The 25,003-nt window shown below is 60.3% G+C and carries 22 protein-coding genes, 2 tRNA genes and 2 pseudogenes; 23 read left to right on the top strand and 3 right to left on the bottom strand.

Features of this window, described 5'->3' with window-relative positions; genetic code table 11:
- Nucleotides 1-357: 357 nt before the first annotated feature.
- A pseudogene (locus tag BM315_RS22125) lies at nucleotides 358-1,055 on the bottom strand (ATP-binding protein); the annotation flags it as partial.
- A 559-nt stretch (nucleotides 1,056-1,614) separates the two neighbouring features.
- Here BM315_RS22125 and BM315_RS22115 point away from each other — a divergent pair.
- The 11 genes and pseudogenes from BM315_RS22115 to BM315_RS22065 form a co-directional block, all read left to right on the top strand.
- Nucleotides 1,615-2,459: pseudogene (locus BM315_RS22115) on the top strand (IS630 family transposase); the annotation flags it as partial.
- A gap of 401 nt (nucleotides 2,460-2,860) precedes the next feature.
- Complete coding sequence (gene pqqA, locus BM315_RS22110) at nucleotides 2,861-2,932, top strand: pyrroloquinoline quinone precursor peptide PqqA (RefSeq protein ID WP_003284930.1); 72 nt, start codon at nucleotides 2,861-2,863, stop codon at nucleotides 2,930-2,932.
- Between the two features lie 45 nt (nucleotides 2,933-2,977).
- A complete protein-coding gene (pqqB, locus tag BM315_RS22105; protein ID WP_090505610.1) occupies nucleotides 2,978-3,892 on the top strand; it encodes a pyrroloquinoline quinone biosynthesis protein PqqB in 915 nt (304 codons plus the stop codon).
- 105 nt (nucleotides 3,893-3,997) lie between these two features.
- On the top strand, nucleotides 3,998-4,750 hold the full coding sequence (gene pqqC, locus BM315_RS22100; protein WP_090505608.1) for a pyrroloquinoline-quinone synthase PqqC: 753 nt from the start codon (nucleotides 3,998-4,000) through the stop codon (nucleotides 4,748-4,750).
- An 88-nt stretch (nucleotides 4,751-4,838) separates the two neighbouring features.
- Complete coding sequence (pqqD, locus tag BM315_RS22095) at nucleotides 4,839-5,117, top strand: pyrroloquinoline quinone biosynthesis peptide chaperone PqqD (protein WP_090505605.1); 279 nt, start codon at nucleotides 4,839-4,841, stop codon at nucleotides 5,115-5,117.
- Complete coding sequence (gene pqqE / locus BM315_RS22090) at nucleotides 5,089-6,243, top strand: pyrroloquinoline quinone biosynthesis protein PqqE (protein ID WP_090505603.1); 1,155 nt, start codon at nucleotides 5,089-5,091, stop codon at nucleotides 6,241-6,243. The genes pqqD and pqqE overlap by 29 nt, the downstream gene beginning before the upstream one ends.
- Nucleotides 6,244-6,247: 4 nt before the next feature.
- Nucleotides 6,248-8,104 (top strand): S9 family peptidase, encoded by a 1,857-nt coding sequence (locus BM315_RS22085; protein WP_425287801.1) that lies wholly within the window; start codon nucleotides 6,248-6,250, stop codon nucleotides 8,102-8,104.
- A 129-nt stretch (nucleotides 8,105-8,233) separates the two neighbouring features.
- Nucleotides 8,234-9,397, top strand: a complete 1,164-nt coding sequence (gene ercA, locus BM315_RS22080) for an alcohol dehydrogenase-like regulatory protein ErcA (RefSeq protein WP_090505601.1) — start codon at nucleotides 8,234-8,236, stop codon at nucleotides 9,395-9,397.
- Nucleotides 9,381-11,126, top strand: a complete 1,746-nt coding sequence (locus BM315_RS22075) for a PAS domain-containing hybrid sensor histidine kinase/response regulator (protein ID WP_090505599.1) — start codon at nucleotides 9,381-9,383, stop codon at nucleotides 11,124-11,126. The genes ercA and BM315_RS22075 overlap by 17 nt, the downstream gene beginning before the upstream one ends.
- A 158-nt stretch (nucleotides 11,127-11,284) precedes the next feature.
- Nucleotides 11,285-11,683, top strand: a complete 399-nt coding sequence (locus BM315_RS22070) for a PA2779 family protein (RefSeq protein ID WP_090505597.1) — start codon at nucleotides 11,285-11,287, stop codon at nucleotides 11,681-11,683.
- A complete protein-coding gene (locus BM315_RS22065; RefSeq protein WP_090505594.1) occupies nucleotides 11,668-12,639 on the top strand; it encodes a PA2778 family cysteine peptidase in 972 nt (323 codons plus the stop codon). Before BM315_RS22070 ends, BM315_RS22065 begins: the two co-directional genes overlap by 16 nt.
- 56 nt (nucleotides 12,640-12,695) lie before the next feature.
- Here BM315_RS22065 and BM315_RS22060 read toward each other — a convergent pair whose 3' ends face one another.
- The gene (locus tag BM315_RS22060) at nucleotides 12,696-13,979 is read right to left on the bottom strand and encodes an NAD(P)/FAD-dependent oxidoreductase (protein ID WP_090505592.1); all 1,284 of its coding nucleotides are present in this window, start codon (nucleotides 13,977-13,979) and stop codon (nucleotides 12,696-12,698) included.
- A 183-nt stretch (nucleotides 13,980-14,162) separates the two neighbouring features.
- Here BM315_RS22060 and BM315_RS22055 point away from each other — a divergent pair.
- The 10 genes from BM315_RS22055 to BM315_RS22010 all read left to right on the top strand — a co-directional run bounded on the left by BM315_RS22055 (nucleotide 14,163) and on the right by BM315_RS22010 (nucleotide 21,929).
- Nucleotides 14,163-14,239, top strand: a tRNA-Val gene (locus BM315_RS22055).
- Nucleotides 14,240-14,479: 240 nt separating this feature from the next.
- A complete protein-coding gene (gene thrS / locus BM315_RS22050) occupies nucleotides 14,480-16,402 on the top strand; it encodes a threonine--tRNA ligase (protein ID WP_090505590.1) in 1,923 nt (640 codons plus the stop codon).
- Nucleotides 16,402-16,953 carry a translation initiation factor IF-3 gene (gene infC, locus BM315_RS22045; RefSeq protein ID WP_170862287.1) on the top strand — a complete coding sequence of 184 codons (552 nt, stop codon included), beginning with the start codon at nucleotides 16,402-16,404 and terminating at the stop codon, nucleotides 16,951-16,953. Before thrS ends, infC begins: the two co-directional genes overlap by 1 nt.
- Nucleotides 16,954-17,012: 59 nt before the next feature.
- Nucleotides 17,013-17,207, top strand: coding sequence for a 50S ribosomal protein L35 (rpmI, locus tag BM315_RS22040; RefSeq protein WP_079202156.1), 195 nt, complete (start codon nucleotides 17,013-17,015; stop codon nucleotides 17,205-17,207).
- A gap of 25 nt (nucleotides 17,208-17,232) precedes the next feature.
- Complete coding sequence (gene rplT / locus BM315_RS22035; RefSeq protein ID WP_090505586.1) at nucleotides 17,233-17,589, top strand: 50S ribosomal protein L20; 357 nt, start codon at nucleotides 17,233-17,235, stop codon at nucleotides 17,587-17,589.
- Between the two features lie 95 nt (nucleotides 17,590-17,684).
- A complete protein-coding gene (gene pheS / locus BM315_RS22030; protein ID WP_090505584.1) occupies nucleotides 17,685-18,701 on the top strand; it encodes a phenylalanine--tRNA ligase subunit alpha in 1,017 nt (338 codons plus the stop codon).
- A 39-nt stretch (nucleotides 18,702-18,740) separates the two neighbouring features.
- Nucleotides 18,741-21,119 carry a phenylalanine--tRNA ligase subunit beta gene (gene pheT / locus BM315_RS22025; RefSeq protein WP_090505582.1) on the top strand — a complete coding sequence of 793 codons (2,379 nt, stop codon included), beginning with the start codon at nucleotides 18,741-18,743 and terminating at the stop codon, nucleotides 21,117-21,119.
- A 3-nt stretch (nucleotides 21,120-21,122) separates the two neighbouring features.
- The gene (gene ihfA / locus BM315_RS22020; protein WP_090505579.1) at nucleotides 21,123-21,425 is read left to right on the top strand and encodes an integration host factor subunit alpha; all 303 of its coding nucleotides are present in this window, start codon (nucleotides 21,123-21,125) and stop codon (nucleotides 21,423-21,425) included.
- Nucleotides 21,406-21,762, top strand: coding sequence for a MerR family transcriptional regulator (locus BM315_RS22015; RefSeq protein WP_090505577.1), 357 nt, complete (start codon nucleotides 21,406-21,408; stop codon nucleotides 21,760-21,762). The genes ihfA and BM315_RS22015 overlap by 20 nt, the downstream gene beginning before the upstream one ends.
- Nucleotides 21,763-21,852: 90 nt before the next feature.
- Nucleotides 21,853-21,929, top strand: a tRNA-Pro gene (locus BM315_RS22010).
- Between the two features lie 330 nt (nucleotides 21,930-22,259).
- On the opposite strand, the gene mobH is transcribed toward BM315_RS22010, so the two are convergent.
- Complete coding sequence (mobH, locus tag BM315_RS22005) at nucleotides 22,260-23,975, bottom strand: MobH family relaxase (RefSeq protein WP_090505575.1); 1,716 nt, start codon at nucleotides 23,973-23,975, stop codon at nucleotides 22,260-22,262.
- Nucleotides 23,976-24,209: 234 nt separating this feature from the next.
- Between mobH and BM315_RS22000 the strand changes: the two genes are divergently transcribed.
- Both BM315_RS22000 and BM315_RS21995 read left to right on the top strand, forming a co-directional pair.
- Nucleotides 24,210-24,404 carry a DUF7740 domain-containing protein gene (locus tag BM315_RS22000; RefSeq protein ID WP_090505573.1) on the top strand — a complete coding sequence of 65 codons (195 nt, stop codon included), beginning with the start codon at nucleotides 24,210-24,212 and terminating at the stop codon, nucleotides 24,402-24,404.
- Between the two features lie 224 nt (nucleotides 24,405-24,628).
- Nucleotides 24,629-25,003: transposase (locus BM315_RS21995; protein ID WP_141123993.1), on the top strand; the 375-nt coding region annotated here is incomplete at its 3' end.

Here is a 25,003-nt window from a genome sequence, read left to right as displayed (position 1 = left end):
GCCGTTATCATGCATGCCTTGTCGCTCAGTGAGATCAGCATGTTGCCATTACTAAGGCTTCTTCAAGATGGGTGTTTTCATTCGGGCGAAGCGCTCGTTTCTTGACCGTCAGTCGCAGTATTTGAAAACCACCACTGCTGTTGGTACTACAGCAGTGTGTAAAGCCCAGGAATGTTGGCGCTGATGGAAAATTGACCCACCCTGCCGATTGAAATTTGACCCAGGGGGATTGCTGATTTAAGCAGCAGCAACTGTGGATAAGTCTACCAGCGCAGTTGCTCTTGCTCCATCAATAGCCCGGCTCAGTTGTAAAGACCTGCCACATGCCTTCATGCAGCAGGCCATCCTTCCCCAAAATCAAAATGGTTCGTTGTCCACCTGCTTCTGATCGTACTTGCGTTTTCGTTCCCGTGATTTGATCTTTTCCTGAGCCGCCAAGCTGCTGTGTTGCAGGCGGTAGGAGTCGTTGCCCGTTTCGACGATGTGGCAGTGGTGGGCCAGCCGATCCAGCAGGGCGGTGGTCATCTTGGCGTCGCCGAACACGCTCGACCATTCGGCGAAGCTCAGGTTGGTGGTGGTCACGACGCTGGTGTGCTCGTACAGCTTGGACAGCAGGTGAAACAGCAGCGCGCCACCGGCCTGACTGAACGATCGAGGATGACCGCGTCCATGCGCAGCAGTGCTTGGGCGATGCGCCCGGCTTTGCCGTCGTGCTTCTCGCGTTCCAGCAGATTGACCAGGTCAACCATGGAGTAGAAGCGCACACGCTGGCCGTGTTGGGTGATGCCGGACACGGCCAGCGCGGTGGTCAGGTGGCCCGGCCCACCGATCAGCATGATGTTCTGCGCCGTGTCGGTAAAGGTCGGGCTGGCCAGTTCTCTGACCAGGCGTTCGTCGGCGCTGGAGGCGCTGAAGTCGAAGCCGGCCAGACCACGGTGCATCGGCAGCTTGGCCATGTTCATTTGATGGCTCACCGAGCGCATGGCGCGATCTGCATGTTCCTGTTGCAGCAGATGTTCGAGTAGCCACCTTGAGGAAGACGTCGCCGACTCACCCAATCGTGGCAGTCACGGCGTCGACGGCCAGCGTTTCGCGGACATTGAAAACGCAGGAGTTATGGAGTGGCTGGCTCAGCTACGTGAGGAGCTGAAGTCGGACGCGGATACCAACCGCAGTCCCTACGGCGGGTATGGATTCCCAAGAGGAACGGTATACTCCGCCCCTTGGGCATTCCCTGCATCCGCGATCGTGTTGTGCAAATCGCCGTCAACCTCCTGCCACAACCGGTATTCGAAGCGGATATGCAGCCATCGCAACATGGTTTCAGGCCGCGCCGTGATGCCAAGGCAGCAGTGAGGCAGGTTCATTACTACACCGCGAAAATCGGGCTAAGAGATGTCGTGGATAGGGACTTGCGCGACTATTTCAATACGATTCTGCATGGGTCTTTAATGCAAGGCTCTGTTCGCGTTCGTCGTGGGTTGGCTAGACTGAAGTCAATACAGCCAGCGGGAGGGGTGGATGATGGAGAGCAAGGCATTCCAGTCATGGTTTTCTCAAGTCGCCAGTCTGACCGTAAAGTAGCGCGTTCAGGTCCGGCAGGCGTTGAATCAGCGCCCCGGTGCACCGCGCACGATCGACGACGAACGCGTGACACAGTTGATCAACACGACCCTGCACACCAAACCGGCAGATGGCTCGACGCACTGGAGCGTTCGCACGGTAGCCGCTGAAACTGGCATCTCCAAGGGCAGCGTACAGCGCTACTTTCGGCTCTTCGGGCTGCAGCCACATAGCACCGAAGGGTTCAAGCTGTCCAACGACCCGTTCTTCATCGAAAAGCTGCGTGACGTCGTGGGCTGTATCTGAGTCCGCCCGAGAATGCCCTGGTGCTTTGTGTCGACGAGAAGAGCCAGTGCCAGGCTCTGGAGCGCACGCAGCCGATGTTACCCATGGGCTTCGGTTACGCCGAAGGCGTTACCCACGACTACAAGCGTCACGTCACGACCACACTGTTTGCTGCGCTGAACGTGCTCAGTGGTGAAGTGCTGGCATCCTGCAAGTCGCGCCACCGCCATCAAGAGTTCCGGGCGTTTCTGCGCGAGATCGATAAATCAGTGCCGCTTGATCTTGATATCCACTGCATTGTCGACAATTACGCCACCCACACTCACCCCAAGGTCAAGGCGTGGCTGGCAGCTCGGCCGCGCTGGCGTATGCACTTCATCCCGACCTACAGTGCCTGGCTGAATCAGGTCGAGCGCTTCTTCGCACTGATCGCCGACAAAACGATCCGTCGCAGTTCATTCACCAGCGTCAAACAACTCGTGCAGCGCATCGATCACTTCGTCACCTCATACAACAGCAACTGCAAGCCCTTCCGCTGGACCGCCACCGCAGATGAGATACTCGCAAAGCTACATCGACTTTGTTCACGTATTACCGGGACAGAACACTAGAGACTGCCGTCTAACCTAAGGATGCGCTGGAAAACTACTCACTTGGCCAACAATCGAACCGATGAGCCATGCTCTCGGTTCCTCAGCCTGAGTAAAAGTGCGACGGCTGGGCACCTAGACATGACTTGCTGGCTACGTGAAACGTCTTGGCGAACCTCACTATAATCGGGCCTTAGCCGGTAAATATCAGCCGCAAGGCGTGCGTGTCGTTGATATATCCACGCCCAAAGACGAACCTCGGTAGCAAAAAGTCCCCAGGGGTCTGATCCAGGCGGTCCTTCTAGTCAGGCCTACCAAAGCCAGCCGGACCTCCTCCCAAAGTACCATTCTGTCGCGAGCTTTCTGGGTGCATAACTAGCACTACCGGAATTCGCCGGTTTTGATAAGAAGAGGACCGCGCTATGTGGACTAAACCCGCCTTCACCGATATGCGCATTGGTTTTGAAGTCACCATGTACTTCGCCAATCGTTGATTGACCTTGCCCCGGCAGCGTCGGGGCATCTCACCGGAATTCGCCATGCATATCCAGATTCTCGGTTCCGCCGCCGGTGGTGGTTTCCCCCAGTGGAACTGCAATTGTCGCAACTGCCGTGGCGTGCGCGACGGCAGCCTGCGTGCGCAGCCGCGTACCCAGTCCTCGATCGCCCTGAGCGACAATGGCAAGGACTGGATCCTGTGCAACGCTTCACCGGATATCCGCGCGCAGATCGAGTCGTTCCCGGCCTTGCAGCCGGCGCGCAAACCGCGTGACACGGCGATTGGCGGGGTCATTCTGATCGACAGCCAGATCGACCACTGCACCGGCCTGCTGACCCTGCGCGAGGGTTGTCCGCATCAGGTCTGGTGTACCGAGATGGTGCATCAGGACCTGACCAGCGGCTTTCCGCTGTTCAATATGCTCGACCACTGGAACGGTGGCTTGCAGCACAACCTGATCGAGCTGGATGGCGTGCCGTTCAGCATCCCTGCCTGCCCGGACCTGCAGATCACCGCGATTGCCCTGCGCAGCAGTGCGCCGCCGTACTCGCCGCACCGTGGCAATCCGCACCCGGGTGACAATATCGGCCTGTTCGTCGAAGACTTGCGCACCGGTGGCACCCTGTTCTACGCGCCCGGCCTGGGGCAGGTGGATGATCAGCTGCTGGGCTGGATGCGCCGCGCCGATTGCCTGCTGGTCGATGGCACCCTGTGGAGCGACGACGAAATGCGTCAGTGCGAGGTCGGCGACAAGCTCGGCAGCGAAATGGGCCATCTGCCGCAAAGCGGCCCCGGCGGCATGATCGAGGTGCTCGACGGCCTGCCGGGCAAGCAGAAGATTTTGATCCATATCAACAACACCAATCCGATCCTCGATGTCGATTCGCCGGAGCGTGCCGAGCTGTGCGCCCACGGTATTGACGTCGCCTGGGACGGCCTGAGCATCACTTTGTAAGGTGCGCGGGGCCGCCGAGGCCGCGCGCATCACGAGAACGACGCTGCCGCCAGCTGTGCGCAGGGCGCACCCCGGGCAAGCGGCAGCGTGAATTGGAGAGCCTCGATGAGCAAGACCGCCATGAGCCCTGCCGAATTCGAGCAGGCGCTGCGCGCCAAGGGCGCCTATTACCACATTCATCATCCTTTCCATCAGGCGATGTACGCCGGTCAATCCAGCCGCGAGCAGATCCAGGGCTGGGTGGCCAACCGCTTCTACTACCAGGTGTGTATCCCAGTGAAGGATGCGGCGATCATGGCCAACTGCCCGGATCGCGACACCCGTCGCGAGTGGGTGCAGCGCATCCTCGACCACGACGGCGCGCCTGGCGAGGAGGGCGGCATCGAAGCCTGGCTGCGCCTGGCCGAGGCCGTGGGGCTGGACCGCGAGCAGGTGCTGTCCCAGGAGCTGGTATTGCCGGGAGTGCGTTTCGCCGTCGATGCCTACGTCAACTTCGCCCGCCGCGCCTGCTGGCAGGAGGCGGCCAGCAGCTCGCTGACCGAGCTGTTCGCCCCCACCATTCACCAGTCGCGCCTGGATGCCTGGCCGCAGCATTACCCCTGGATCGATGCCAGCGGTTACGACTACTTCCGCAAACGCCTGAAAGAGGCGCGCCGCGATGTCGAACACGGCCTGCGCATCACCTTGCAGCACTACACGACCTACGAGGGTCAGCAGCGCATGCTGGAAATCCTGCAATTCAAGCTGGACGTGCTCTGGAGTATGCTCGATGCCATGAGCATGGCCTACGAGCTGGAGCGCGCGCCTTATCACACAGTGACGGCTGAGCGGGTCTGGCATCGGGGGATCGCGCTGTGAGCCGCAATCAATTGGTGCGCATGGCGCACCCTACGACCGGCGTATCCCTCCTAGGGGGCGCCGCGCGCATCACCGCGGAGTCGATTGTATGAACCAGCCCCTTGTCAGCAAGATCCCCAAGCTGCGCCGCGGCTTTCGCCTGCAGTTCGAACCTGTGCAAAACTGCCATGTGCTGCTTTACCCGGAAGGCATGATCAAGCTCAATGACAGTGCCGGGGAAATTCTCCTGCAGGTCAATGGTGCGCACAGTGTCGGCCAGATCATCGACACCTTGAGTGAACGCTTTCCGGACGTGCCGGGGCTCGATGAAGACATCCTGGCCTTTATGGAGGTAGCCAATGCTCAGTTCTGGATCGAGTTGCAGTAAACCCGGTCATGAGCCGGGCCCACCCCTCTGGTTACTGGCCGAGCTGACTTACCGTTGCCCGCTGCAATGCCCGTATTGCTCCAATCCGCTGGATTTCTCCCAGCAAGGCGAGGAACTGAGCACCGCCGAGTGGATCGAGGTGTTTCGCCAGGCGCGCGCGCTGGGCGCGGCGCAACTGGGCTTTTCCGGGGGCGAACCGCTGGTGCGTCAGGATCTGGCCGAGCTGATCAAGGCGGCGCGGGATCTGGGCTACTACACCAACCTGATCACCTCCGGCATCGGCTTGAGCGAAGAGCGCATTGCCAGTTTCAGCGATGCCGGCCTGGATCATATCCAGATCAGCTTCCAGGCCGCCGACGAGGAGGTCAACAATCTGCTGGCCGGCTCGAAGAAGGCCTTCGCCCAGAAGTTGGCCATGGCCCGGGCGGTCAAGGCGGCAGGTTACCCCATGGTGCTGAACTTCGTCACCCACCGGCACAACATCGACAACATCGAGCGGATCATCCAGCTGTGCCTGGAGCTGGAGGCGGATTTCGTCGAGTTGGCCACCTGCCAGTTCTACGGCTGGGCCGAACTCAATCGCGCCGGCCTGTTGCCGACCCGCGCCCAGCTCGAGCATGCCGAGCGCATCACTAACGAGTGGCGTGCCAAGCTGGCGGCCGAGAACCACCCGTGCAAGCTGATCTTCGTCACCCCGGATTACTATGAGGAACGGCCCAAGGCCTGCATGAACGGCTGGGGCAACCTGTTCCTCGATATCACCCCGGACGGTACCGCGCTGCCATGCCACAGCGCCCGCCAGTTGCCGGTGCAGTTCCCCAACGTGCGCGAGCACAGCATCGAGCACATCTGGCGCGACTCCTTCGGTTTCAACCGCTTTCGCGGCGACGACTGGATGCCAGAGCCGTGCCGCTCCTGTGACGAAAAGGCTAAGGATTTCGGCGGCTGCCGCTGCCAGGCCTTCATGCTCACGGGCGATGCCAGCAACGCCGACCCGGTGTGCAGCAAGTCAGCGCACCACGGCATCATCCTGTCCGCGCGCGAAGAGGCCGAGCGGGTACCGGGAGCGCTGGAGAACCTGATGTTCCGCAACGAGAAGACTTCCAAACTGATCTGCAAGGCGTAGGTGCGTGATACGAGCCGATGAGGCCGACGGCATCTGGAATGCCGCCCAAGCCGCGACCGCTAGTGGCGATTTCGCCGAACTGCACGCTGTTCATGGTGGCCTGTTATGGGTGGCTTTCGATCCGCAGCAGGCGCGTTGCGGCCTGTTTTTCTGGCGTGAGGGCGAGCTGTGCGAGCTGACCCCGGCGGGTTTCTCCGTGCGCAGCCGGGTCTACGAGTACGGTGGCGGCGCCTGCTGCGCCACCGACCGGGGTGCGGCGTTCGTCAACGAAGCCGATCAGCAGATCTACCTGGTGGAGTGCGCCACGCGCACCAGTGATGCGGCGAGTGCAGCGTGCAAGCTGACCGCCCGCCCGGAGTGCCGTTATGGCGGCCTGTCCTTCGTCCCGGGCTGGCAGGCACTGTTGGCCGTGGAGGAAAGCCACGAAGCGGCCGGGGTGATCCATCGCCTGGTGTGCATCGACCTGGATGGCGGCCGTCAAGTGCTGGTCGAGGGTGCCAACTTCTATGCCGATCCGGTTGCCAGTGCTGACGGCCGCCAGTTGGCCTGGATCGAGTGGGACAGACCCTGTCAGCCCTGGATCGCCACCCGCTTGTGTCTGCGTGAGGGTGAGGAGCCCGGGCGGGTTCTGGCCGGCGCAGATCACGACCAGTCCCTGCAGCAGCCGCGTTTCAGCGTCGACGGCCAGCTCTGGGCGCTCTCCGATCTTCACGGCTGGTGGCAGCCGGTGCGCGTCACCAGTGATTCCGAAACAGCCGAAGGTGCGTATGCCCCCTACGATCATGCGCCGGCGCCCTGGCAGCTGGGCGGCTGTACCTACTTGCCGCTGGAGGCGGGCGGTATGCTGCTGAGCCGTTTCGAGCAGGGCTTCGGTGTGCTGCTGGAACGAGCCGTAGACCCCGCGTCGCCCTGCGAGCGACGTCTGGCCTCGGGCTTCAGCCGCTTTCGCGGCCTGGCTGCGGATGCCGAGCACTATTACTGTATCGCCGGGGCACCGGATCGCTTGCCGGCGGTTCTGGCCATCACCCGTGATAGCGGTGTGGTGCGCATTATCGTCGGTGGTGAGCAGCCCCTGGGGAGCCAGCACCTGCCCAGGCCGCAGCCCTTCAGCTGTTCGGTCGGTGAGGGTGAATGCAGTCAGGGTTTCTTCTATGCGCCCGTGGAACAAGTGGAGAAACCGCCGCTGCTGGTGTTCCTGCACGGCGGGCCCACTTCGGCCTGCTATCCGGTGTTCGACCCGCGCATCCCGTTCTGGACGCTGCGCGGCTACGCCGTGCTCGACCTCAACTACCGCGGCAGCAGCGGGTACGGCCGGGCCTATCGCCTGCGCCTGGCGGGGGAGTGGGGACATATCGAGGTGGCGGACGTCCAGGCCGCGGTGGCGCACCTGGCGGCCAGCGGCCTGATCGACCCGGCGCGGGCGTTTATCCGCGGCGCCAGTGCCGGCGGCTACACGGCGTTATGCGCTCTGGCCTTCAGTCGGGTGTTTCGCGGTGGTGCCAGTCTCTACGGGGTCAGCGATCCGCTGGCCCTGCGCCAGGTGACGCACAAGTTCGAGGCCGACTACCTGGACTGGCTGATTGGCGACCCGCTGCGCGATGCCCAGCGCTATCGGTCGCGCACGCCGCTGTTGCATGCCGAGCGGATCGCCACGCCGGTGATCTTCTTCCAGGGCGGCCAGGATGCGGTGGTGCTGCCGGCGCAGACCGAACAGATGGTCGCCGCGCTACGGCTGCGTGGCGTACCGGTGGAATACCACCTGTATCCGCAAGAGCGTCACGGTTTTCGCCAGGCGAAGAACCTGGCTCATGCCCTGGAGCATGAGTGGCGCTTCTATTGCAACCTGTTGAGCGCCTCGTGACCGCAGGCAACGACAGCCCCGTCTACAAGCATGTCCGGCTAGCGTGCATGGCTACGCTGGCGGCATTGCATTGACAGGTGAATCAAGTACGCTGGGCGGTAGTCAGATCAGCAAGCGGTAGGCCGTTACATGAGTGCCGATATCAGTCTTCATCGTAAATTCGTCTCGCCGGAAATCGTCTTTGGTGCGGGTTGCCGGCATAGCGTGGGCAATTACGCCAGTAACTTCGGTGCACGCAAGGTGCTGCTGGTGTCGGATCCGGGGGTGGAGGCCGCCGGCTGGGTGGCCGACGTGCAAGCCAGTCTGCTGCGCCAGGGCATCGCGCACTGCCTGTACACCCAGGTATCGCCAAATCCGCGCAGTGAAGAGGTGATGCTCGGCGCCGAGCTTTATCGCAGCCAGGGCTGCAACGTGATAGTCGCGGTGGGCGGCGGCAGCCCGATGGACTGTGCCAAGGGCATCGGCATTGCCGTGGCCCATGGTCGCAACATCATCGAGTTCGAGGGGGTCGATACCCTGCGCGTGCCAAGTCCGCCACTGATCCTGATTCCAACCACTGCCGGCACTTCGGCGGACGTATCGCAATTCGTGATCATCTCCAATCAGGACGCGCGGATGAAGTTTTCCATCGTCAGCAAGGGCGCGGTACCCGACGTCTCGCTGATCGATCCGGAAACCACCCTGAGCATGGACCCGTTCCTCTCCGCCTGTACCGGCATCGATGCGCTGGTGCACGCCATCGAGGCCTTCGTCTCCACCGGCTCGGGGCCCTTGACCGATTCCCATGCACTGGAAGCCATGCGTCTGATCAGCGGCAACCTGGTGGCGATGATCGCCAACCCCAATGACATCGCCCTGCGCGAGAAGATCATGCTCGGCAGCATGCAGGCCGGCCTGGCCTTTTCCAATGCCATCCTAGGCGCGGTGCATGCGATGTCGCACAGCCTCGGCGGCTTTCTCGACCTGCCGCATGGTCTGTGCAATGCAGTGCTGATCGAGCATGTGGTGGCGTTCAACTACAAAGCCGCGCCGGAGCGCTTCAAGATGGTCGCCGAAACCCTCGGTATCGACACCCGTGGCCTCAATCACTCGCAGATCCGCCAGCGCCTGGTCGGGCACCTGATCCAGTTCAAGCGGGCGGTCGGCTTCCATGAAACCCTGGGATTGCACGGGGTTGGTTGTTCCGACATCCCATTCCTGTCGCGCAATGCCATGCAGGATCCATGCATCCTCACCAACCCAAGGGATTCGACTCAAGGCGATGTAGAGGTCGTTTATGCCGAAGCCCTCTGACCAGCAGCGCCAGGTACTCACCGAACTGCTCGGGCTAGGCGGCCATTCGGTGCGCAAGAGCCATTACCCGGAGTTGTTGGCGCGCCTGGAAGAGCTGGAAACGGAGCGGAATCGCTACAAGTGGCTGTTCGAACACGCGGTACACGGCATCTTCCAGGCCAGCCTGCAGGAGGGTCTGCACTCGGCCAATCCGGCCTTGGCGCGAATGCTCGGTTATGACGACCCGCGGGAGGTGCTGTGGTCGCCGGCCGACCTGGCTAGCTACCTGTTCGTCGGTGGTAGCGAGGAGTTGCAGCATATTCGTCAGGTGCTGGAGCATGCGCCTGGTTTGTTTGGCTATGAGACCCAGCTACGACGCAAGGATGGCAGTACCGTCTATGTATTGATGAACCTGCTGCTCAAGCCGGGTGAGGATGGTCTCATCGAGGGGTTCGTCGCCGACATCACTGAGCGCAAGCTGGCGCAGCAGCGCCTGCAATTGCTCAATGATGAGCTGGAGCAGCGAGTCCAGGCCCGTACCGGCGAGTTGCAGGAGGTCAACCGCAACCTGTTGCAGCAGATCGTCGAGCGCAAGCGCATCGAGCAGGAATTGCGTGAGGCGCGCGATGCCGCGCAAGAAGCCAACCACAGCAAGGATAAGTACCTGGCGACGGCTAGCCATGACCTGTTACAGCCACTCAACGCCGCGCGCCTATTGATTTCCACACTGCGCGAGCGCAATTTGCCGGCGGCCGAGCACAATCTGGTTGAACGCAGCCATCAGGCGTTGGAGGGGGCCGAGGATCTGCTCACTGACTTGCTCGATATCTCCAAACTCGACCAGGCGGCGATCAAGCCGGATGTCGATGTGTACCGTTTGCAGGATCTGCTGGCGCCTTTGGCGTCCGAGTTCCAGTCGGTGGCCGCCGCCGAGGGTTTGCAGTTCAAGGCACGCATTCCCGACTATACGATCAGTACGGATTTCCGTCTGCTGACGCGCATCCTGCGCAACTTTTTGACTAATGCCTGTCGCTATACCGAGCAGGGGCGCATTCTCTTGGGGGGACGAAAACGCGGTGAGTTCCTCGAACTGCAAGTGTGGGACACCGGTCGCGGTATATCCGAGGATCAACTGGAAAACATCTTTCTGGAATTCAATCAGCTGAATGTCGGCCGCGCGGCAGAACGCCGAGGGGTTGGTCTGGGCCTGGCGATCGTCGAGCGGATCGCGCGGATGCTGGGCTACCCGGTCGCGGTGCGCTCGCAGCCTGGGCGCGGCTCGGTGTTCTCCATTCGGGTGCCGTTGACGCAGCGGGTTATTAATGAGGCACCCGTTACTTCATCGGTTCGCTCGTTAGTCGGTGATCCATTGCCAGGGCGGCGCCTATTGGTACTGGATAACGAGTTGAGTATCCTCCATAGCATGGCGGCGCTGCTTGAGCAGTGGGGCTGCGTCGTGGTGACTGCGGTCGATCAGGAAGACGCCGTGCGCGTGCTTGAGGGGCAGGCGCCGGATTTGATTCTTGCGGATTTCCACCTCGACCATGACGTGCTGGGTTGCGCGGTGGTGGCGTACTTGCGGCAGTACTTCGGCTCGCCGCTTCCAGCGGTGATGATCACCGCGGATCGTAGCGACCAATGTCGTCGCGAATTGCAGCGCATGGGCATGCCGCTGCTGAACAAACCGGTCAAGCCCGGCAAATTGCGCGCAGTAGTCAGTCAGATGCTACGCGAGTCCTCGCTGGGTTGAAGGGCTGCGGATGCAACCGCGCCAGTTGTCGCAACAACCGTAGCGTCAAGCTGCGCACTACGGCGCAGTTGGCCAAGCGCTGATTGTCTATGCTGGATAAGAACCTTTGTGTATCGTTCGGGCCTACAAAGCCTTGGTTGACTATGGAGATAACCACAATGAGCAAGCTCTCGCTGTTCCGTCGTTTGGCAGCCGTATTGGCAGTGTTTCATGTGCTCATGGTTGTGCAGGTTCCGCTGGCCAGCGCGGCAATGATCGGTACCGTCGAGGTGTTGGCGCAACAGCAACAACAGGTCGATCGCCAGCAGCTGTTGAGCATGCTCGATGATCAGGGCGTGCAAGATAAGCTGCAGGCCATGGGCGTTGAGCGCTCGCAAGTCGAGGCGCGCATCGGCAACCTGACCAGTGCCGAACTGGCGCAATTCAATCAACAGCTGCAAGACGCACCGGCGGGCGGCATCCTCGGCATCATCGTCCTGTTCTTGGTGATCTTCATCATCACCGATATGCTCTGCGCTACCGACATCTTCAGTTTCATCAAATGCATAAATCGTTGAGTGCCTGGCGTTTCCTTCCCTTCGCTTTGATCGTCCTGCTGGCTGCGTGCGCGAAGTCTCCGCTGTTGCCACCGGAAACTTCGCGTTTGCCTGAGCGGGTGGAACTGAGCGATGTACCGTTTTTCCCGCAGAGCGCCTATCAATGCGGGCCGGCCGCGCTGGCGACCATGCTCAACCAGCGCGGCGTAATGACTAGCCCCAGCCTGCTCAAGGATCGGGTGTTCATTCCTGCACGTGACGGCAGCCTGCAAGTAGAGATGGTGGCGACCGCGCGCGCCCACGACATGCTGGTGTATCCGTTGCAACCGCGTCTGGAGGCGTTGCTTGCCGAAGTGGCGGCGGGGAATCCGGTGTTGGTCTTGCAGAACCTGGCCTTCGACTGGTACCCGCGCTGGCACTTCGCGGTGGTGGTCGGTTATGACCTGCGTGAACGTACCTTGATTTTGCGCTCGGGCACCACGCGCCGTTGGCTGACCGACTTCAGCAGTTTCGACAAGACCTGGGCGCGCGGTGGGCGTTGGGCTGTTTTGACCCTGCCGGCAGATACGCTGCCGGCGCAGGCAGAACTGCGGCCCTGGCTCAAGGCCGCGAGCGATCTTGAGGAAACCGGGCGGGTCGCTGCGGCGCAGCGCGCCTATCGCACTGCCACTCAACATTGGCCGAATGAATCATTGGCTTGGTTTGCCTTGGCCAACAGCCGCTATGCCGGTGGCGATGCGCTGGGGGCGGAAGCGGCTTTACGTGAAAGCCTGGCGCAGCAGCCCGACTTCGCCGCGGGCTGGTTCAATCTTTCTCAGGTATTGTCCGGTCGCGGCTGTCAGCAGACCGCCGAACAAGCGAGGCTCTGTGCCCAGCGCCTGGCCCCGGATGATCGGCGATTTGGCGCAATCGTAAAGCCCGCGGCCGGCGGATCGGCGCAACAGTGCCTGCCTCCTCCTGCCTGCCCGCAGAACTGAACGAGTTGGAAAACCGACGGCGCCAGTAGGCGCCGTTGGTTTGTCCGGGCGAGTGGTTAGAATCCGAGCCTGTCGCGCAGGCTGTAGTACCAGGCACCCATAGCGGTGAAGGGGATGCGCAACAGCTGGCCACCCGGGAAGGGGTAGTGCGGCAGTTCGGCGAAGGCGTCGAAACGCTCGGCCTGGCCGCGCAGAGCCTCGGCCAGCACCTTGCCGGCCAGGTGGGTGTAGGTCACGCCATGGCCGCTACAGCCCTGCGAGTAGTAGACATTGTCACCGAGGCGGCCGACCTGGGGTAGGCGCGACAGGGTCAACAGGAAGTTGCCGGTCCAGGCGTAATCGATCTTCACGTCCTTCAGTTGCGGGAAGGTCTTGAGCATGTTCGGCCGGATGATCGCCTCGATGTTGGCCGGATCGCGCGCGCCATAGACCACGCCGCCGCCGAAGATCAGGCGCTTGTCACCGCTCAGGCGGTAGTAGTCGAGCAGGTAGTTGCAGTCTTCGACGCAGTAGTCCTGCGGCAGCAGGCTCTTCGCCAGTTCATCGGACAAGGGTTCGGTGGTGATCACCTGGGTGCCGCAAGGCATCGACTTGGCCGACAGTTCGGGGATCAGATTACCCAGGTAGGCATTGCCCGCCACTACCACGAACTTGGCCTTGATTCGGCCGTTGGGGGTATGCACCACCGGGTTGGCGCCGCGCTCGATGCGAATGGCCGGCGATTGTTCATAAATCACCCCACCCAGGGATTCAACGGCAGCCGCCTCGCCGAGCGCCAGGTTGAGCGGGTGGATATGGCCGCCACTCATGTCGAGCATGCCGCCTATATAGTTGCCGGTCGCCACCACTTCGCGGATGCGTTTGGCGTCGAGCAGCTCTAGTTGGGTATGGCCATAGCGCTCCCACAACTTCTTCTGTGCTTCCAGGTGTCCCATCTGCTTGGGCGTGATCGCGGCAAACACGCCGCCATCCTTGAGGTCGCACTGGATGTTGTACTTCGCTACCCGCTCGCGAATGATCCGGCCGCCTTCGAACGCCATCTGGCCCAGCAGTTGCGCATGCTTGGGGCCGACGCTGCGCTCTATGGTGTCGATGTCGCGGCTGTAACTGTTGACGATTTGACCGCCGTTACGACCAGAGGCGCCGAAACCGACTTTGGCAGCCTCGACAATGCTCACCTTGAAGCCGCTTTCCAGCAGGGCTATGGCCGTGGACAAGCCGGTGTAGCCCGCACCGACAATGCAGACGTCGGTTGCCACTTCGCCATGCAGTTCCGGGCGTGGCGGCGCCGGGTTGGCTGAAGCGGCATAGTAGGATTGTGGATAAGCCGTGTGCGCCATATTGCAACCTCTGTTCTTTATATTTTACGGATGCAGTGATGCTACCCGAGTTGAAAATGCCCGGCTAGTGCCCGTGCGAAATATTAAACGCCGCGCCGAACAGTAAAAAATTCATTTATTCAGGCAGTTAGCGAAAAAAGTGTTGACTCTTTTTAGCGCCTCCGTAGAATGCCCACCCATCGAAGGCACATAGCTCAGTTGGTTAGAGCACCACCTTGACATGGTGGGGGTCGTTGGTTCGAATCCAATTGTGCCTACCAATTCGATGAAAAGGGTCGCCCAGGCGACCCTTTTTTATTGGGCGGCTTGCCAGAGCTCGGCCTTTCTGGAAGCATCCGGCCGTTGCTTGATACGTATAAAACCTCCAGTGACCCCGGTTCGGTTTTGGTTGGCTTAACAGGCTCCTGCCGCCGTATGGCAGGCATACCGTCGAATCGCTTACTGGCTCATCCCAACCCATGTGGCCTTTGGTAGAGGTCACCACTAGGAGAGGAGGCGCCATGCCCATCATTACTCTTCCCGACGGCAGTCAGCGTTCGTTCGATCATCCGGTATCCGTACTCGAGGTGGCCCAGTCCATTGGCGCCGGCCTGGCCAAGGCGACGCTGGCCGGCAAGGTCAATGGCAAGCTGGTCGATGCCTGCGACCTGATCGACAGCGATGCGACCCTGCAGATCATCACGCCGAAAGACCAGGAGGGGCTTGAGATTATCCGCCACTCCTGTGCGCACTTGATCGGTCATGCGGTCAAGCAGCTGTTTCCAAGCGCCAAGATGGTGATCGGCCCGGTCATTGAAGAAGGTTTCTATTACGACATTGCCAGCGAGCGTCCGTTTACTCTGGATGACGTGGCGGCGATCGAGCAGCGCATGCAGCAGCTGATCGAGAAAGACTACGACGTGATCAAGAAGGTGACGCCGCGGGCGGAGGTAATCGAGCTGTTCGCTTCCCGTGGCGAGGATTACAAGCTGCGTCTGGTCGAAGATATGCCGGGCGAGCAGGCCATGGGCCTGTACTACCACGAAGAGTATGTCGACATGTGCCGTGGTCCGCACGTGCCGAACACGCGCTTCCTCAAGGCCTTCAAGTTGACCAAGCTGTCCGGTGCCTACTGGCGCGGCGATGCCAAGAACGAGCAGTTGCAGCGGGTCTATGGCACCGCCTGGGCCGACAAGAAGCAGCTGGCGGCCTATATCCAGCGTATCGAAGAGGCCGAGAAGCGCGATCATCGCAAGATCGGCAAGCGCCTGAACCTGTTCCACACCCAGGAAGAAGCGCCGGGCATGGTGTTCTGGCATCCCAATGGCTGGACCCTGTACCAGGTGCTCGAGCAGTACATGCGCAAAGTGCAGCACGAGCATGGCTACCTGGAAATCAAGACGCCGCAGGTGGTCGACCGCTCGCTGTGGGAGAAATCCGGGCATTGGGCCAACTACGCCGAGAACATGTTCACCACCGAGTCGGAAAGCCGCGACTACGCGATCAAGCCGATGAACTGCCCGTGCCATGTGCAGGTGTTCAATCAGGGCTTGAAGAGCTACCGCGAGCTGCCGATGCGTCTGGCCGAGTTCGGCGCCTGCCACCGCAACGAGCCGTCCGGCGCCCTGCATGGCATCATGCGTGTGCGCGGCTTTACCCAGGACGATGCGCACATCTTCTGCACCGAAGAGCAGATGCAGGCCGAGTCGGCGGATTTCATCAAGCTGACCCTGGCGGTCTATGCCGATTTCGGCTTTACCGACATCCAGCTCAAGCTCTCGACTCGCCCGGAAAAGCGCGTGGGTTCCGATGAGTTGTGGGGCCGTGCCGAAGCGGCGCTGGCCTCGGCATTGGATAGTGCGGGCCTGTCTTACGATTTGCAGCCGGGAGAAGGCGCCTTTTACGGGCCGAAAATCGAGTTCTCGCTGAAGGATTGTCTGGGGCGGGTGTGGCAGTGTGGTACTCTGCAGCTCGATTTCAACTTGCCTGTGCGCTTGGGTGCCGAATACGTCAGCGAGGACAACAGCCGTAAGCATCCGGTGATGTTGCACCGCGCGATCCTCGGTTCCTTCGAGCGCTTTATCGGGATTTTGATCGAGCACTATGAGGGCGCGTTCCCGGCCTGGCTGGCGCCGACTCAGGCGGTGGTGATGAATATCACCGACAAGCAGGCTGAATTTGCTTTGGAAGTGGAAAAAACACTCGGCCAAAGCGGTTTTCGTGCCAAGTCCGACTTGAGAAACGAAAAAATTGGCTTTAAAATCCGCGAGCATACTTTGCTCAAGGTCCCCTATCTCTTGGTTATCGGAGATCGGGAGGTAGAGATGCAAACTGTCGCCGTGCGTACCCGTGAAGGTGCTGATCTGGGCTCGATGCCCGTCGCTCAATTCGCTGAATTTCTCGCGCAGGCGGTTTCCCGGCGTGGTCGCCAAGATGTGGAGTAATCATTATTAAGCGTGAAATGAGACAAGATAAACGAGCTGCCCCGAAAGCCCCGATCAACGAGAATATCTCGGCACGCGAGGTTCGGTTAATTGGCGCTGAAGGCGAGCAAATTGGCATCGTCTCGATTGATGAAGCGCTTAGAATCGCCGAAGAATCCAAGCTGGATCTGGTGGAGATTTCTGCCGATGCGATTCCTCCGGTTTGCCGAGTCATGGACTACGGCAAGTCGATCTTCGAAAAGAAGAAGCAGATCGCTGCGGCGAAGAAAAACCAGAAGCAGGTCCAGGTTAAAGAAATCAAGTTTCGTCCAGGGACGGAGGAAGGGGATTACCAGGTAAAACTGCGCAACCTGGTACGTTTCCTGAGTGAAGGGGACAGGGCCAAGGTATCTTTGCGATTCCGTGGCCGTGAGATGGCGCATCAGGAGCTGGGAATGGAGCTGTTGAAGCGGGTTGAAGCTGACCTGCTTGAATATGGCTCGGTTGAACAGCATCCAAAGATGGAAGGACGCCAACTGATAATGGTCATCGCCCCCAAAAAGAAGAAGTAACCACCAGGGCACGGCAGGCCTTGCGGTTATGTTTATCAACTGAATGCGGAGTACCGAACATGCCAAAGATGAAAACCAAGAGTGGTGCAGCCAAGCGTTTTCTTAAAACCGCTAACGGCTTCAAGCACAAGCACGCTTTCAAGAGCCACATCCTGACCAAGATGTCCACTAAGCGTAAGCGTCAACTTCGCGGTAGCACCATGGTGCATCCGTCCGACGTGGCAAAAGTGGCGCGCATGCTGCGCGTTCGTTAATCGGTCAAGATAGAGGAAATTACTCATGGCTCGTGTTAAGCGCGGCGTTATCGCTCGCAAGCGTCACAAAAAGATTCTGAAACTCGCTAAAGGCTACTACGGTGCGCGTTCGCGCGTATTCCGCGTTGCCAAGCAGGCAGTGATCAAGGCAGGCCAATACGCCTACCGCGACCGCCGCCAGAGGAAGCGTCAGTTCCGCGCCCTGTGGATCGCTCGTATCAATGCTGGTGCTCGTGTCAACGGTCTGTCCTACAGCCGTTTCATCGCCGGCCTGAAAAAAGCGTCCATCGAGATCGATCGTAAGGTTTTGGCTGATCTGGCAGTGAACGAAAAAGCGGCGTTTGCTGCGATTGTCGAGAAAGCGAAAGCCGTACTGGCTTAAGTCCCCGACAATCACCGGGTTCGCCCGGTGTTGAACGTCACCAATAGGGGAAGAGCCTTCAAGCTCTTCCCCTATTTCGTATCTGGAGTCTGTAAATGGAAAATCTGGATGTGCTGGTCTCGCAAGCGCTTGAGGCCGTTAGCCACACCGACGATGTGAATGCCCTGGAGCAACTGCGGGTTCACTATCTGGGCAAGAAAGGCGAGTTGACTCAGGTGATGAAGACCCTGGGCAGCCTGTCGGCGGAGGAGCGTCCGCAAGCCGGTGCCTTGATCAATGCCGCCAAGGACAAGGTTCAGGACGCCCTGAACAGCCGCAAGACCACTCTTGAAGGGGCTGCGTTGAGTGCCAAACTGGCGGCCGAGCGCATCGATGTGACCTTGCCGGGGCGCGGCCAGACCTCGGGTGGTCTGCATCCGGTAACCCGCACCCTGGAGCGCGTCGAGCAGTTTTTCACTCGGATTGGCTACGGCATCGCCGAAGGCCCCGAAGTGGAAGACGACTACCACAACTTCGAGGCGCTCAATATCCCTGGTCACCACCCGGCGCGGGCGATGCATGACACCTTCTATTTCAACGCGAACATGTTGCTGCGCACCCACACCTCGCCGGTTCAGGTGCGCACCATGGAGTCGCAGCAACCGCCGATCCGCATCGTCTGCCCCGGCCGCGTGTACCGCTGCGATTCCGATATCACCCACTCGCCGATGTTCCACCAGGTCGAAGGCCTGCTGGTCGACGAGAACGTGAGCTTTGCCGACCTCAAGGGCACCATCGAAGAATTTCTCCGGGTGTTTTTCGAGAAGCCCCTGGGCGTGCGTTTCCGCCCATCCTTCTTCCCCTTCACCGAGCCCTCGGCTGAAGTCGATATGCAGTGCGTGATGTGCAGCGGCAAGGGTTGCCGGGTGTGCAAGCAGACCGGTTGGCTGGAAGTGATGGGCTGCGGCATGGTCCATCCGGACGTGCTGCGCATGTCCGGCATCGACCCCGAGAAGTATTCCGGCTTTGCCTTCGGTATGGGCGTCGAACGTCTGGCGATGCTGCGTTACGGCGTCAACGACTTGCGTCTGTTCTTCGATAACGACCTGCGATTCCTGGCGCAATTTCGCTAGAAGCGCATGACCGTAACCGATCAGTTTTAGGAGAGCAGGATGAAGTTCAGTGAACAGTGGCTGCGTACCTGGGTAAGCCCGCAGGTTTCCCGTGACGAGCTGGTGGCGCGCCTGTCCATGGCGGGCCTGGAAGTGGATAGCGTGACCCCGGCTGCCGGGGTATTCAGTGGCGTGGTAGTGGGCCAGGTGCTGAGCACCGAGCAGCACCCGGATGCCGACAAGTTGCGGGTGTGTCAGGTCAGCAATGGCGCGGAGGCCTTTCAGGTGGTGTGCGGCGCGCCGAATGTGCGCCCCGGCCTGAAGATTCCCTTCGCCATGCTCGGCGCCGAGTTACCGGGCGATTTCAAGATCAAGAAAGCCAAGCTGCGCGGCGTCGAGTCCAACGGCATGCTCTGCTCGGCCTCCGAGCTGCAGATCAGCGAAGAGAACGACGGCCTGATGGAGCTGCCTGCCGATGCACCGGTGGGCCAGGATATCCGGGCTTATCTCGATCTGGATGATGCCAGCATCGAAGTCGACCTGACGCCGAACCGCGGCGACTGCCTGTCCCTGGCCGGCCTGGCTCGTGAAGTCGGCGCCCTGTACGACGCGCCCGTGACCCGTCCGCAGATTGCGGCGGTTGCGCCGGGCCATGATGAAGTGCGCCCCGTCGAAGTGTTGGCGCCCCAGGCTTGTCCGCGCTATCTCGGCCGAGTGGTGCGTAAGGTCGATTTGTCCAGGCCGACGCCGTTGTGGATGGTCGAGCGCCTGCGCCGCGCCGATGTGCGCAGCATCGATGCTGCGGTGGATATCACCAACTACGTGATGCTCGAACTGGGTCAGCCGATGCATGCCTTCGACTTGGCCGAGATCAATGGCGGTATCCGCGTGCGCATGGCCGAGGAGGGCGAGAAGCTGGTGCTGCTCGACGGCCAGGAAGTCAGCCTGCGCGCCGACACCCTGGTGATCGCCGACCACCAGCGCGCCCTGGCGATCGCCGGCGTGATGGGTGGTGAGCACAGCGGCGTAAGTGCCAAGACCTGCGACCTGTTTCTCGAGAGTGCCTTCTTCGACACCATCGCCATTGCCGGCAAGGCTCGCTCCTACGGCCTGCACACCGACTCCTCGCACCGCTTCGAGCGTGGCGTGGACTGGCAGCTCGCGCGTGAGGCCATGGAGCGGGCCACTGGCTTGTTGCTGGAGATCGTCGGCGGTGAGGCTGGCCCGATCATCGAAGCGGTCGATCGGCAGCAGTTGCCGAGCACCGCCCTTGTGACTCTGCGCGCCGAGCGCATCGAGCAAATGCTCGGTCTGAAAATGGACGATGCAGAGATCGTCCGCTTGCTGGCTGCGTTGGGGCTGGGTGTCAGCGCCGACGGTGAAGGGCAATGGCAAGTGACGGTTCCCAGTCACCGCTTCGATATCAGCATCGAGGTCGATTTGATCGAGGAGTTGGCGCGCCTGTACGGCTACAATCGTTTACCGGTGCGTTACCCGCAGGCGCGGCTGGCGCCACAGCCCAAAACAGAGGCCGCTGTCGAGTTGCCGGCGCTGCGTCGTCTGTTGGTGGCGCGCGGTTACCAGGAGGTGATTACCTACAGCTTTATCGATCCCAAGCTGTTCGAGTTGTTCCACCCTGGCGTTGAGCCGCTGATGCTGGCCAATCCGATATCGGCCGATATGGCCGCCATGCGTTCATCGCTATGGCCGGGCCTGGTCAAGGCGCTGGAGCACAACCTCAATCGTCAGCAGTCGCGTGTGCGTCTGTTTGAAAGCGGCCTGCGTTTCGTTGGTCAACTGGAAGGGTTGAAGCAGGAGCCGATGCTGGCCGGGGTGATTTGCGGTAGTCGGCTGTCGGAAAACTGGACGCATGGCCGCGACGATGTCGACTTCTACGATGTGAAGGCTGACGTCGAGGCGCTGCTGGCCAGTGCCGGAGCAGGCGACCAGTTCAATTTCGTTGCTGCCGAGCATCCGGCTTTGCACCCTGGGCAAACCGCGCAGATCGAGCGCGATGGCCGCTTGGTCGGCTTCCTGGGGGCCATGCACCCAGAGCTGGGCAAGGCGCTCGGCTTCGATCAGCCGGTGTATCTGTTCGAGTTGTTATTGGCGGAAATCGCTCAGGGTCGCATGCCGAAGTTCCGCGAGCTGTCGCGCTTCCCCGAGGTGCGCCGCGACTTGGCTCTGCTGGTGGATCGTGACGTGCCAGCGGCGACATTGTTGGCGGTTATCCGTGAAGCCGCAGGCGAGTGGTTGACTGACCTCAAGCTATTTGACGTATATCACGGTAAAGGTATTGATCCGCATAGAAAAAGTCTCGCCGTCGGCTTGACCTGGCAGCATCCATCGCGCACTCTTAATGACGATGAGGTGAGTAGTGCTGCACAAAATGTCCTCACCTCCCTGGAACAAAGGTTTAACGCCACGTTAAGGAAGTAGCGTATGGGGGCTCTGACGAAAGCTGAAATGGCGGAACGTCTGAATGAAGAGCTGGGCCTGAATAAACGGGAAGCCAAAGAGTTGGTGGAGCTGTTCTTCGAAGAGATCCGCCAGGCTTTGGAGCTCAATGAGCAGGTCAAACTCTCGGGGTTCGGCAATTTTGATCTGCGCGATAAGCGTCAGCGCCCCGGTCGTAATCCAAAAACGGGAGAGGAAATCCCCATAACGGCGCGCCGTGTGGTGACTTTCCGCCCGGGCCAGAAACTTAAAGCCAGGGTTGAGGCGTATGCTGGAACCAAGTCATAACGACGAATTACCCGCCATACCAGGCAAGCGGTATTTCACGATCGGCGAGGTAAGCGAACTCTGTGCCGTCAAACCGCATGTTTTGCGGTATTGGGAGCAGGAGTTTCCTCAGCTCAACCCAGTAAAGCGTCGCGGTAACCGGCGATATTATCAACGTCAGGACGTGTTGATGATTCGTCAAATCCGCGCGTTGTTATATGACCAGGGTTTCACCATAGGGGGGGCGCGCCAGCGCCTTTCCGGCGATGAGGCCAGGGATGACACCACTCAGTACAAGCAACTCATCAGGCAAACGATTGCTGAGCTGGAAGATGTGCTGCAGTTGCTCAAAAAATAGCGAAGCAACTCAAAAAAGTTTCCATGTTTCAGGGACTTATTGTATGATTCGCACCGTTTCCAGATGCACGGAAACAGTTTCACGCCTAGTCGGGGCGTAGCGCAGTCCGGTAGCGCACTAGCATGGGGTGCTAGGGGTCGAGTGTTCGAATCACTCCGTCCCGACCATATTTTTCAATGACTTAGCCCAATCTGAAAAGGTTGGGCTTTTTCATGTATTGAAAAATACCCCCACATTTACCCCCACAAGATTTTTCGACCAATTGTCGTCATCGCGCGCAGCAAATAGCACAAATCAGTTCGAGTCCCATCTTCTGCGCCATTTTTGCCTCCATCAAAGGGTGGTGAGCACGTTTTTACACACTACGGGCCGTTCTCTGCCGGTCGCCACCGGCAGCTTCACGACTCCGGCCTGTCACGACCGGCTATATTTAATCCGGACGCTCAAGAATATCTACGAAACTAGGTGCGATTCACTTCGCATGAGTGGGTTGCAGCTTAGTGCTCCACTACGCTCAGGAAGGGATTGTCGGGGGGCGATAGGTTGAAAAGCAGCTCGGGATTTTCCAGCAGGTAGCCTTGTAGCCTGCCGTTCTTCCGCGGCCCTTTGACCTTGCAGGTCCAGATGTTCAGCCCATTGGCACGCTTTCTGTGAACCTTCAGTCTCTCGAACTGGCGCTGGACACAGCGCCATGCTTCGCCTTCATGCTCGGCGCCATGAGCGATGTCGGGAAACTCCTGCACATAACGCTGGAAGAGCCCTGGTGTGACGAGGAAGGCGGTGCCGCTCACTGTGTGCACCTTGGCCTTGCTGTCGTTGATGATCAGTTTGTGGCTGCGAATGCCCTCTCTGATCCAGTTCAAGAATATCTGGCCGGGATCGTTGGATGTGGGCAATTGGTTTTCCGGGCTGGGCTGCAGCGATGCTTCGGATAAGGCCGGCTCCTTATGTTCGAATATATTCAGCAATGACTCGATGAAGTCATCGTCGCTTGGGGCGCAGGACGGCATGTTGGTGCCATCCGCTTCGGCCGTGATTCCTTCGGGTATCGGCCGTGGTTGGGACTGATGCGTTGCTTCGTCGGCGGCGATGTTGACGGTTCCTCTGAAAAGCTCCGGCCGGTCATCGCTGCCCCAGATCAAGGCGGGTTGAACGCGTAGAAAGGTAAAAGTTTGCCGCCAGTTTTCCATCTCGACACTGGCTGTCCAGATGGCCTTGCCTTCGGGCGTGGGTTCGACCAATCCGTGGGACTGCAGTTCATCGAACAACGCGGTGTTGGAGGCGGGGATGCCGTCGATGGCCTGTGACAGCAGGTGGGCGCGCAGCTTGTCGGTGACGCTCTTGCTGACCAGCCACAGCGCGTCCTGGGTCAGCCAGCCGGCGGCGCCTGGCTGATTGAGCTTGAGTTCGTGCTGCACCAGGTGGCGCAGTCCGCGGATCAGGTGATGCTGCAAGGAGTGAAGCGGGGCCTGCAGCGCCTTGTCGGGGTTGCCGCCCAGATTCTGCGCGGTGGAGGCGCGGTCGGCCTGGATGACTAGTTCGCCCAGCACACCGGCATGCTCATACTGCCCCGCCAGCAGGTGCAGCAGGTTTCCCCAGAGGGCAGGGAAGGTGCTGAGCCAGTCGAGGACGTCTCGCTCAAGAACCTGGGTGTAGAGCAGGCCCGCTGCGGCGCCATGCAGCTTGTAGTCACGCCCTTTGGCATAACGAAAGCGATAGGGCTGATCGAGGGGGCCGTGCCAGGGATGCCAGAGGCTGCCGTCCTGGCGTTCGATCCGCAGGTCCACGGCGATCTTACCGACATCGTGGAGCAGGGCGCCGTAGGCGATGCCGGCAGACCAGGCATCGGCCTGCGCCGCCTGGTCTTCGGGGGCTGCGCCCGTGGGCAACAGGTAGGACTGGCGCAGCTTCAGGCTGTAGGCAACCAACTCCAGGCCATGGTCCAGCATGCCGCCGAGGTAGGCGTGGTGATGGGTCTCGCTGGCCGGGAGTTGCTGCACCCGTTGGGCATAGCGTTGGATCGGCTTCAGGTAGAGCTGATTGAACTGGGGCTGGGACAGGGCCGTGAGTTCCCAGATGCGCGCCAGCAGTTGGCGGCGATGATCGGGCTGGAGCAGAGTATGGGCTGATTCCACGGGGGTGTAGCTTTCTGGGGTAGGCTCACGCGGAGGAGAGATAGTCTTTTGTTGTTTGAGTCGAAATAGGCCGAGCATCGTTGTTCTCCGGAAGAGCCCGTTTCTGGTGGCCTTTTAGCCTTTTCGGGTAGGCCTCTTACCCTTGATGCCCCCTTCCTTTCCGGCCCTTGTGACCTTTTGGCTTGTACCCCTTTGCGCGCCAAGCAGGAAAACGATACGCCACGCGACGGTTTAAGCGGCCGGGGCTGTCTGTGGTGCATCGGGGGTGGGAGAGGCGGTAAACTGCTGACGTCATTTCCCGTAAGCGATTTCATGACTCTCACTGATGCTACGCTCGCGCTGCTGTTGGCGGCACGGATACACGGAACCGACGCTGCGGTCAGGGCGACGGCGAAGCGCTGTGTGAAATTGCTGCCGCGCGGCAAGCGCGACCTGATTTACAAGGTGGTCGACAGTCGGAGTCCGCTCGATCTGGTGAGTTTCTTGGCGCAGGGCTTGGACCTGTGACCGCTCGCGCGGGATAAGTGGCTGGCCAGTGGGCGTTGGGAATCGCCTTTGAACTTATGGACTCCAGATCCGGTGATGATGGCGGGTCTCCAGGGGCGTGTTCGATGAGGCAGAACATGATTCATGTCGACGAGGTGACCGGCAGAAAGCGGCCCAGACTGTGTAAAAACGTTGGCATCGACCTTGCTATGATTTGATGGATTCGAAATTAGTGGGGGACGCCAATGAAGCGTTTTATCCAGGGAGAGTACCGAGGGCAAAGCACACTGCTTCCCGAGAGCTTGGATGACTACGTGTCGGACACGAACCCGGTGCGGGTGGTCGATGTTTTCGTCGATGAACTCGACCTTGGCCAACTGGGTTTCGAGGGTGTCGTCCCAGCGGAAACCGGCAGGCCGGCCTACCATCCTGCCGACCTGCTGAAGATCTACATCTACGGTTACCTCAATCGCATCCAGTCCAGTCGCCGTCTCGAACGCGAGGCTCAGCGCAACGTTGAGTTGATGTGGCTGACCGGACGGTTGATGCCGGACTTCAAGACCATCGCCAGTTTCCGCAAGGATAACGGCAAGGCAATCCGCGGCGTCTGTCGGCAGTTC

This window comes from Pseudomonas borbori, from assembly GCF_900115555.1.
GTDB classification, from domain to species: Bacteria; Pseudomonadota; Gammaproteobacteria; order Pseudomonadales; family Pseudomonadaceae; genus Aquipseudomonas; species Aquipseudomonas borbori.
This window is presented reverse-complemented; position numbering and strand designations above follow the sequence as displayed.

Coding starts and splice junctions, on each gene's coding strand:
- pqqB (WP_090505610.1), top strand. CDS start 2,978: ATGCATATCCAGATTCTCGGTTCCGCCGCCGGTGGTGGTTTCCCCCAG.
- pqqC (WP_090505608.1), top strand. CDS start 3,998: ATGAGCAAGACCGCCATGAGCCCTGCCGAATTCGAGCAGGCGCTGCGC.
- pqqD (WP_090505605.1), top strand. CDS start 4,839: ATGAACCAGCCCCTTGTCAGCAAGATCCCCAAGCTGCGCCGCGGCTTT.
- pqqE (WP_090505603.1), top strand. CDS start 5,089: ATGCTCAGTTCTGGATCGAGTTGCAGTAAACCCGGTCATGAGCCGGGC.
- ercA (WP_090505601.1), top strand. CDS start 8,234: ATGAGTGCCGATATCAGTCTTCATCGTAAATTCGTCTCGCCGGAAATC.
- BM315_RS22075 (WP_090505599.1), top strand. CDS start 9,381: ATGCCGAAGCCCTCTGACCAGCAGCGCCAGGTACTCACCGAACTGCTC.
- BM315_RS22070 (WP_090505597.1), top strand. CDS start 11,285: ATGAGCAAGCTCTCGCTGTTCCGTCGTTTGGCAGCCGTATTGGCAGTG.
- BM315_RS22065 (WP_090505594.1), top strand. CDS start 11,668: ATGCATAAATCGTTGAGTGCCTGGCGTTTCCTTCCCTTCGCTTTGATC.
- BM315_RS22060 (WP_090505592.1), bottom strand. CDS start 13,979: ATGGCGCACACGGCTTATCCACAATCCTACTATGCCGCTTCAGCCAAC.
- thrS (WP_090505590.1), top strand. CDS start 14,480: ATGCCCATCATTACTCTTCCCGACGGCAGTCAGCGTTCGTTCGATCAT.
- rpmI (WP_079202156.1), top strand. CDS start 17,013: ATGCCAAAGATGAAAACCAAGAGTGGTGCAGCCAAGCGTTTTCTTAAA.
- rplT (WP_090505586.1), top strand. CDS start 17,233: ATGGCTCGTGTTAAGCGCGGCGTTATCGCTCGCAAGCGTCACAAAAAG.
- pheS (WP_090505584.1), top strand. CDS start 17,685: ATGGAAAATCTGGATGTGCTGGTCTCGCAAGCGCTTGAGGCCGTTAGC.
- pheT (WP_090505582.1), top strand. CDS start 18,741: ATGAAGTTCAGTGAACAGTGGCTGCGTACCTGGGTAAGCCCGCAGGTT.
- ihfA (WP_090505579.1), top strand. CDS start 21,123: ATGGGGGCTCTGACGAAAGCTGAAATGGCGGAACGTCTGAATGAAGAG.
- BM315_RS22015 (WP_090505577.1), top strand. CDS start 21,406: ATGCTGGAACCAAGTCATAACGACGAATTACCCGCCATACCAGGCAAG.
- mobH (WP_090505575.1), bottom strand. CDS start 23,975: ATGCTCGGCCTATTTCGACTCAAACAACAAAAGACTATCTCTCCTCCG.
- BM315_RS22000 (WP_090505573.1), top strand. CDS start 24,210: ATGACTCTCACTGATGCTACGCTCGCGCTGCTGTTGGCGGCACGGATA.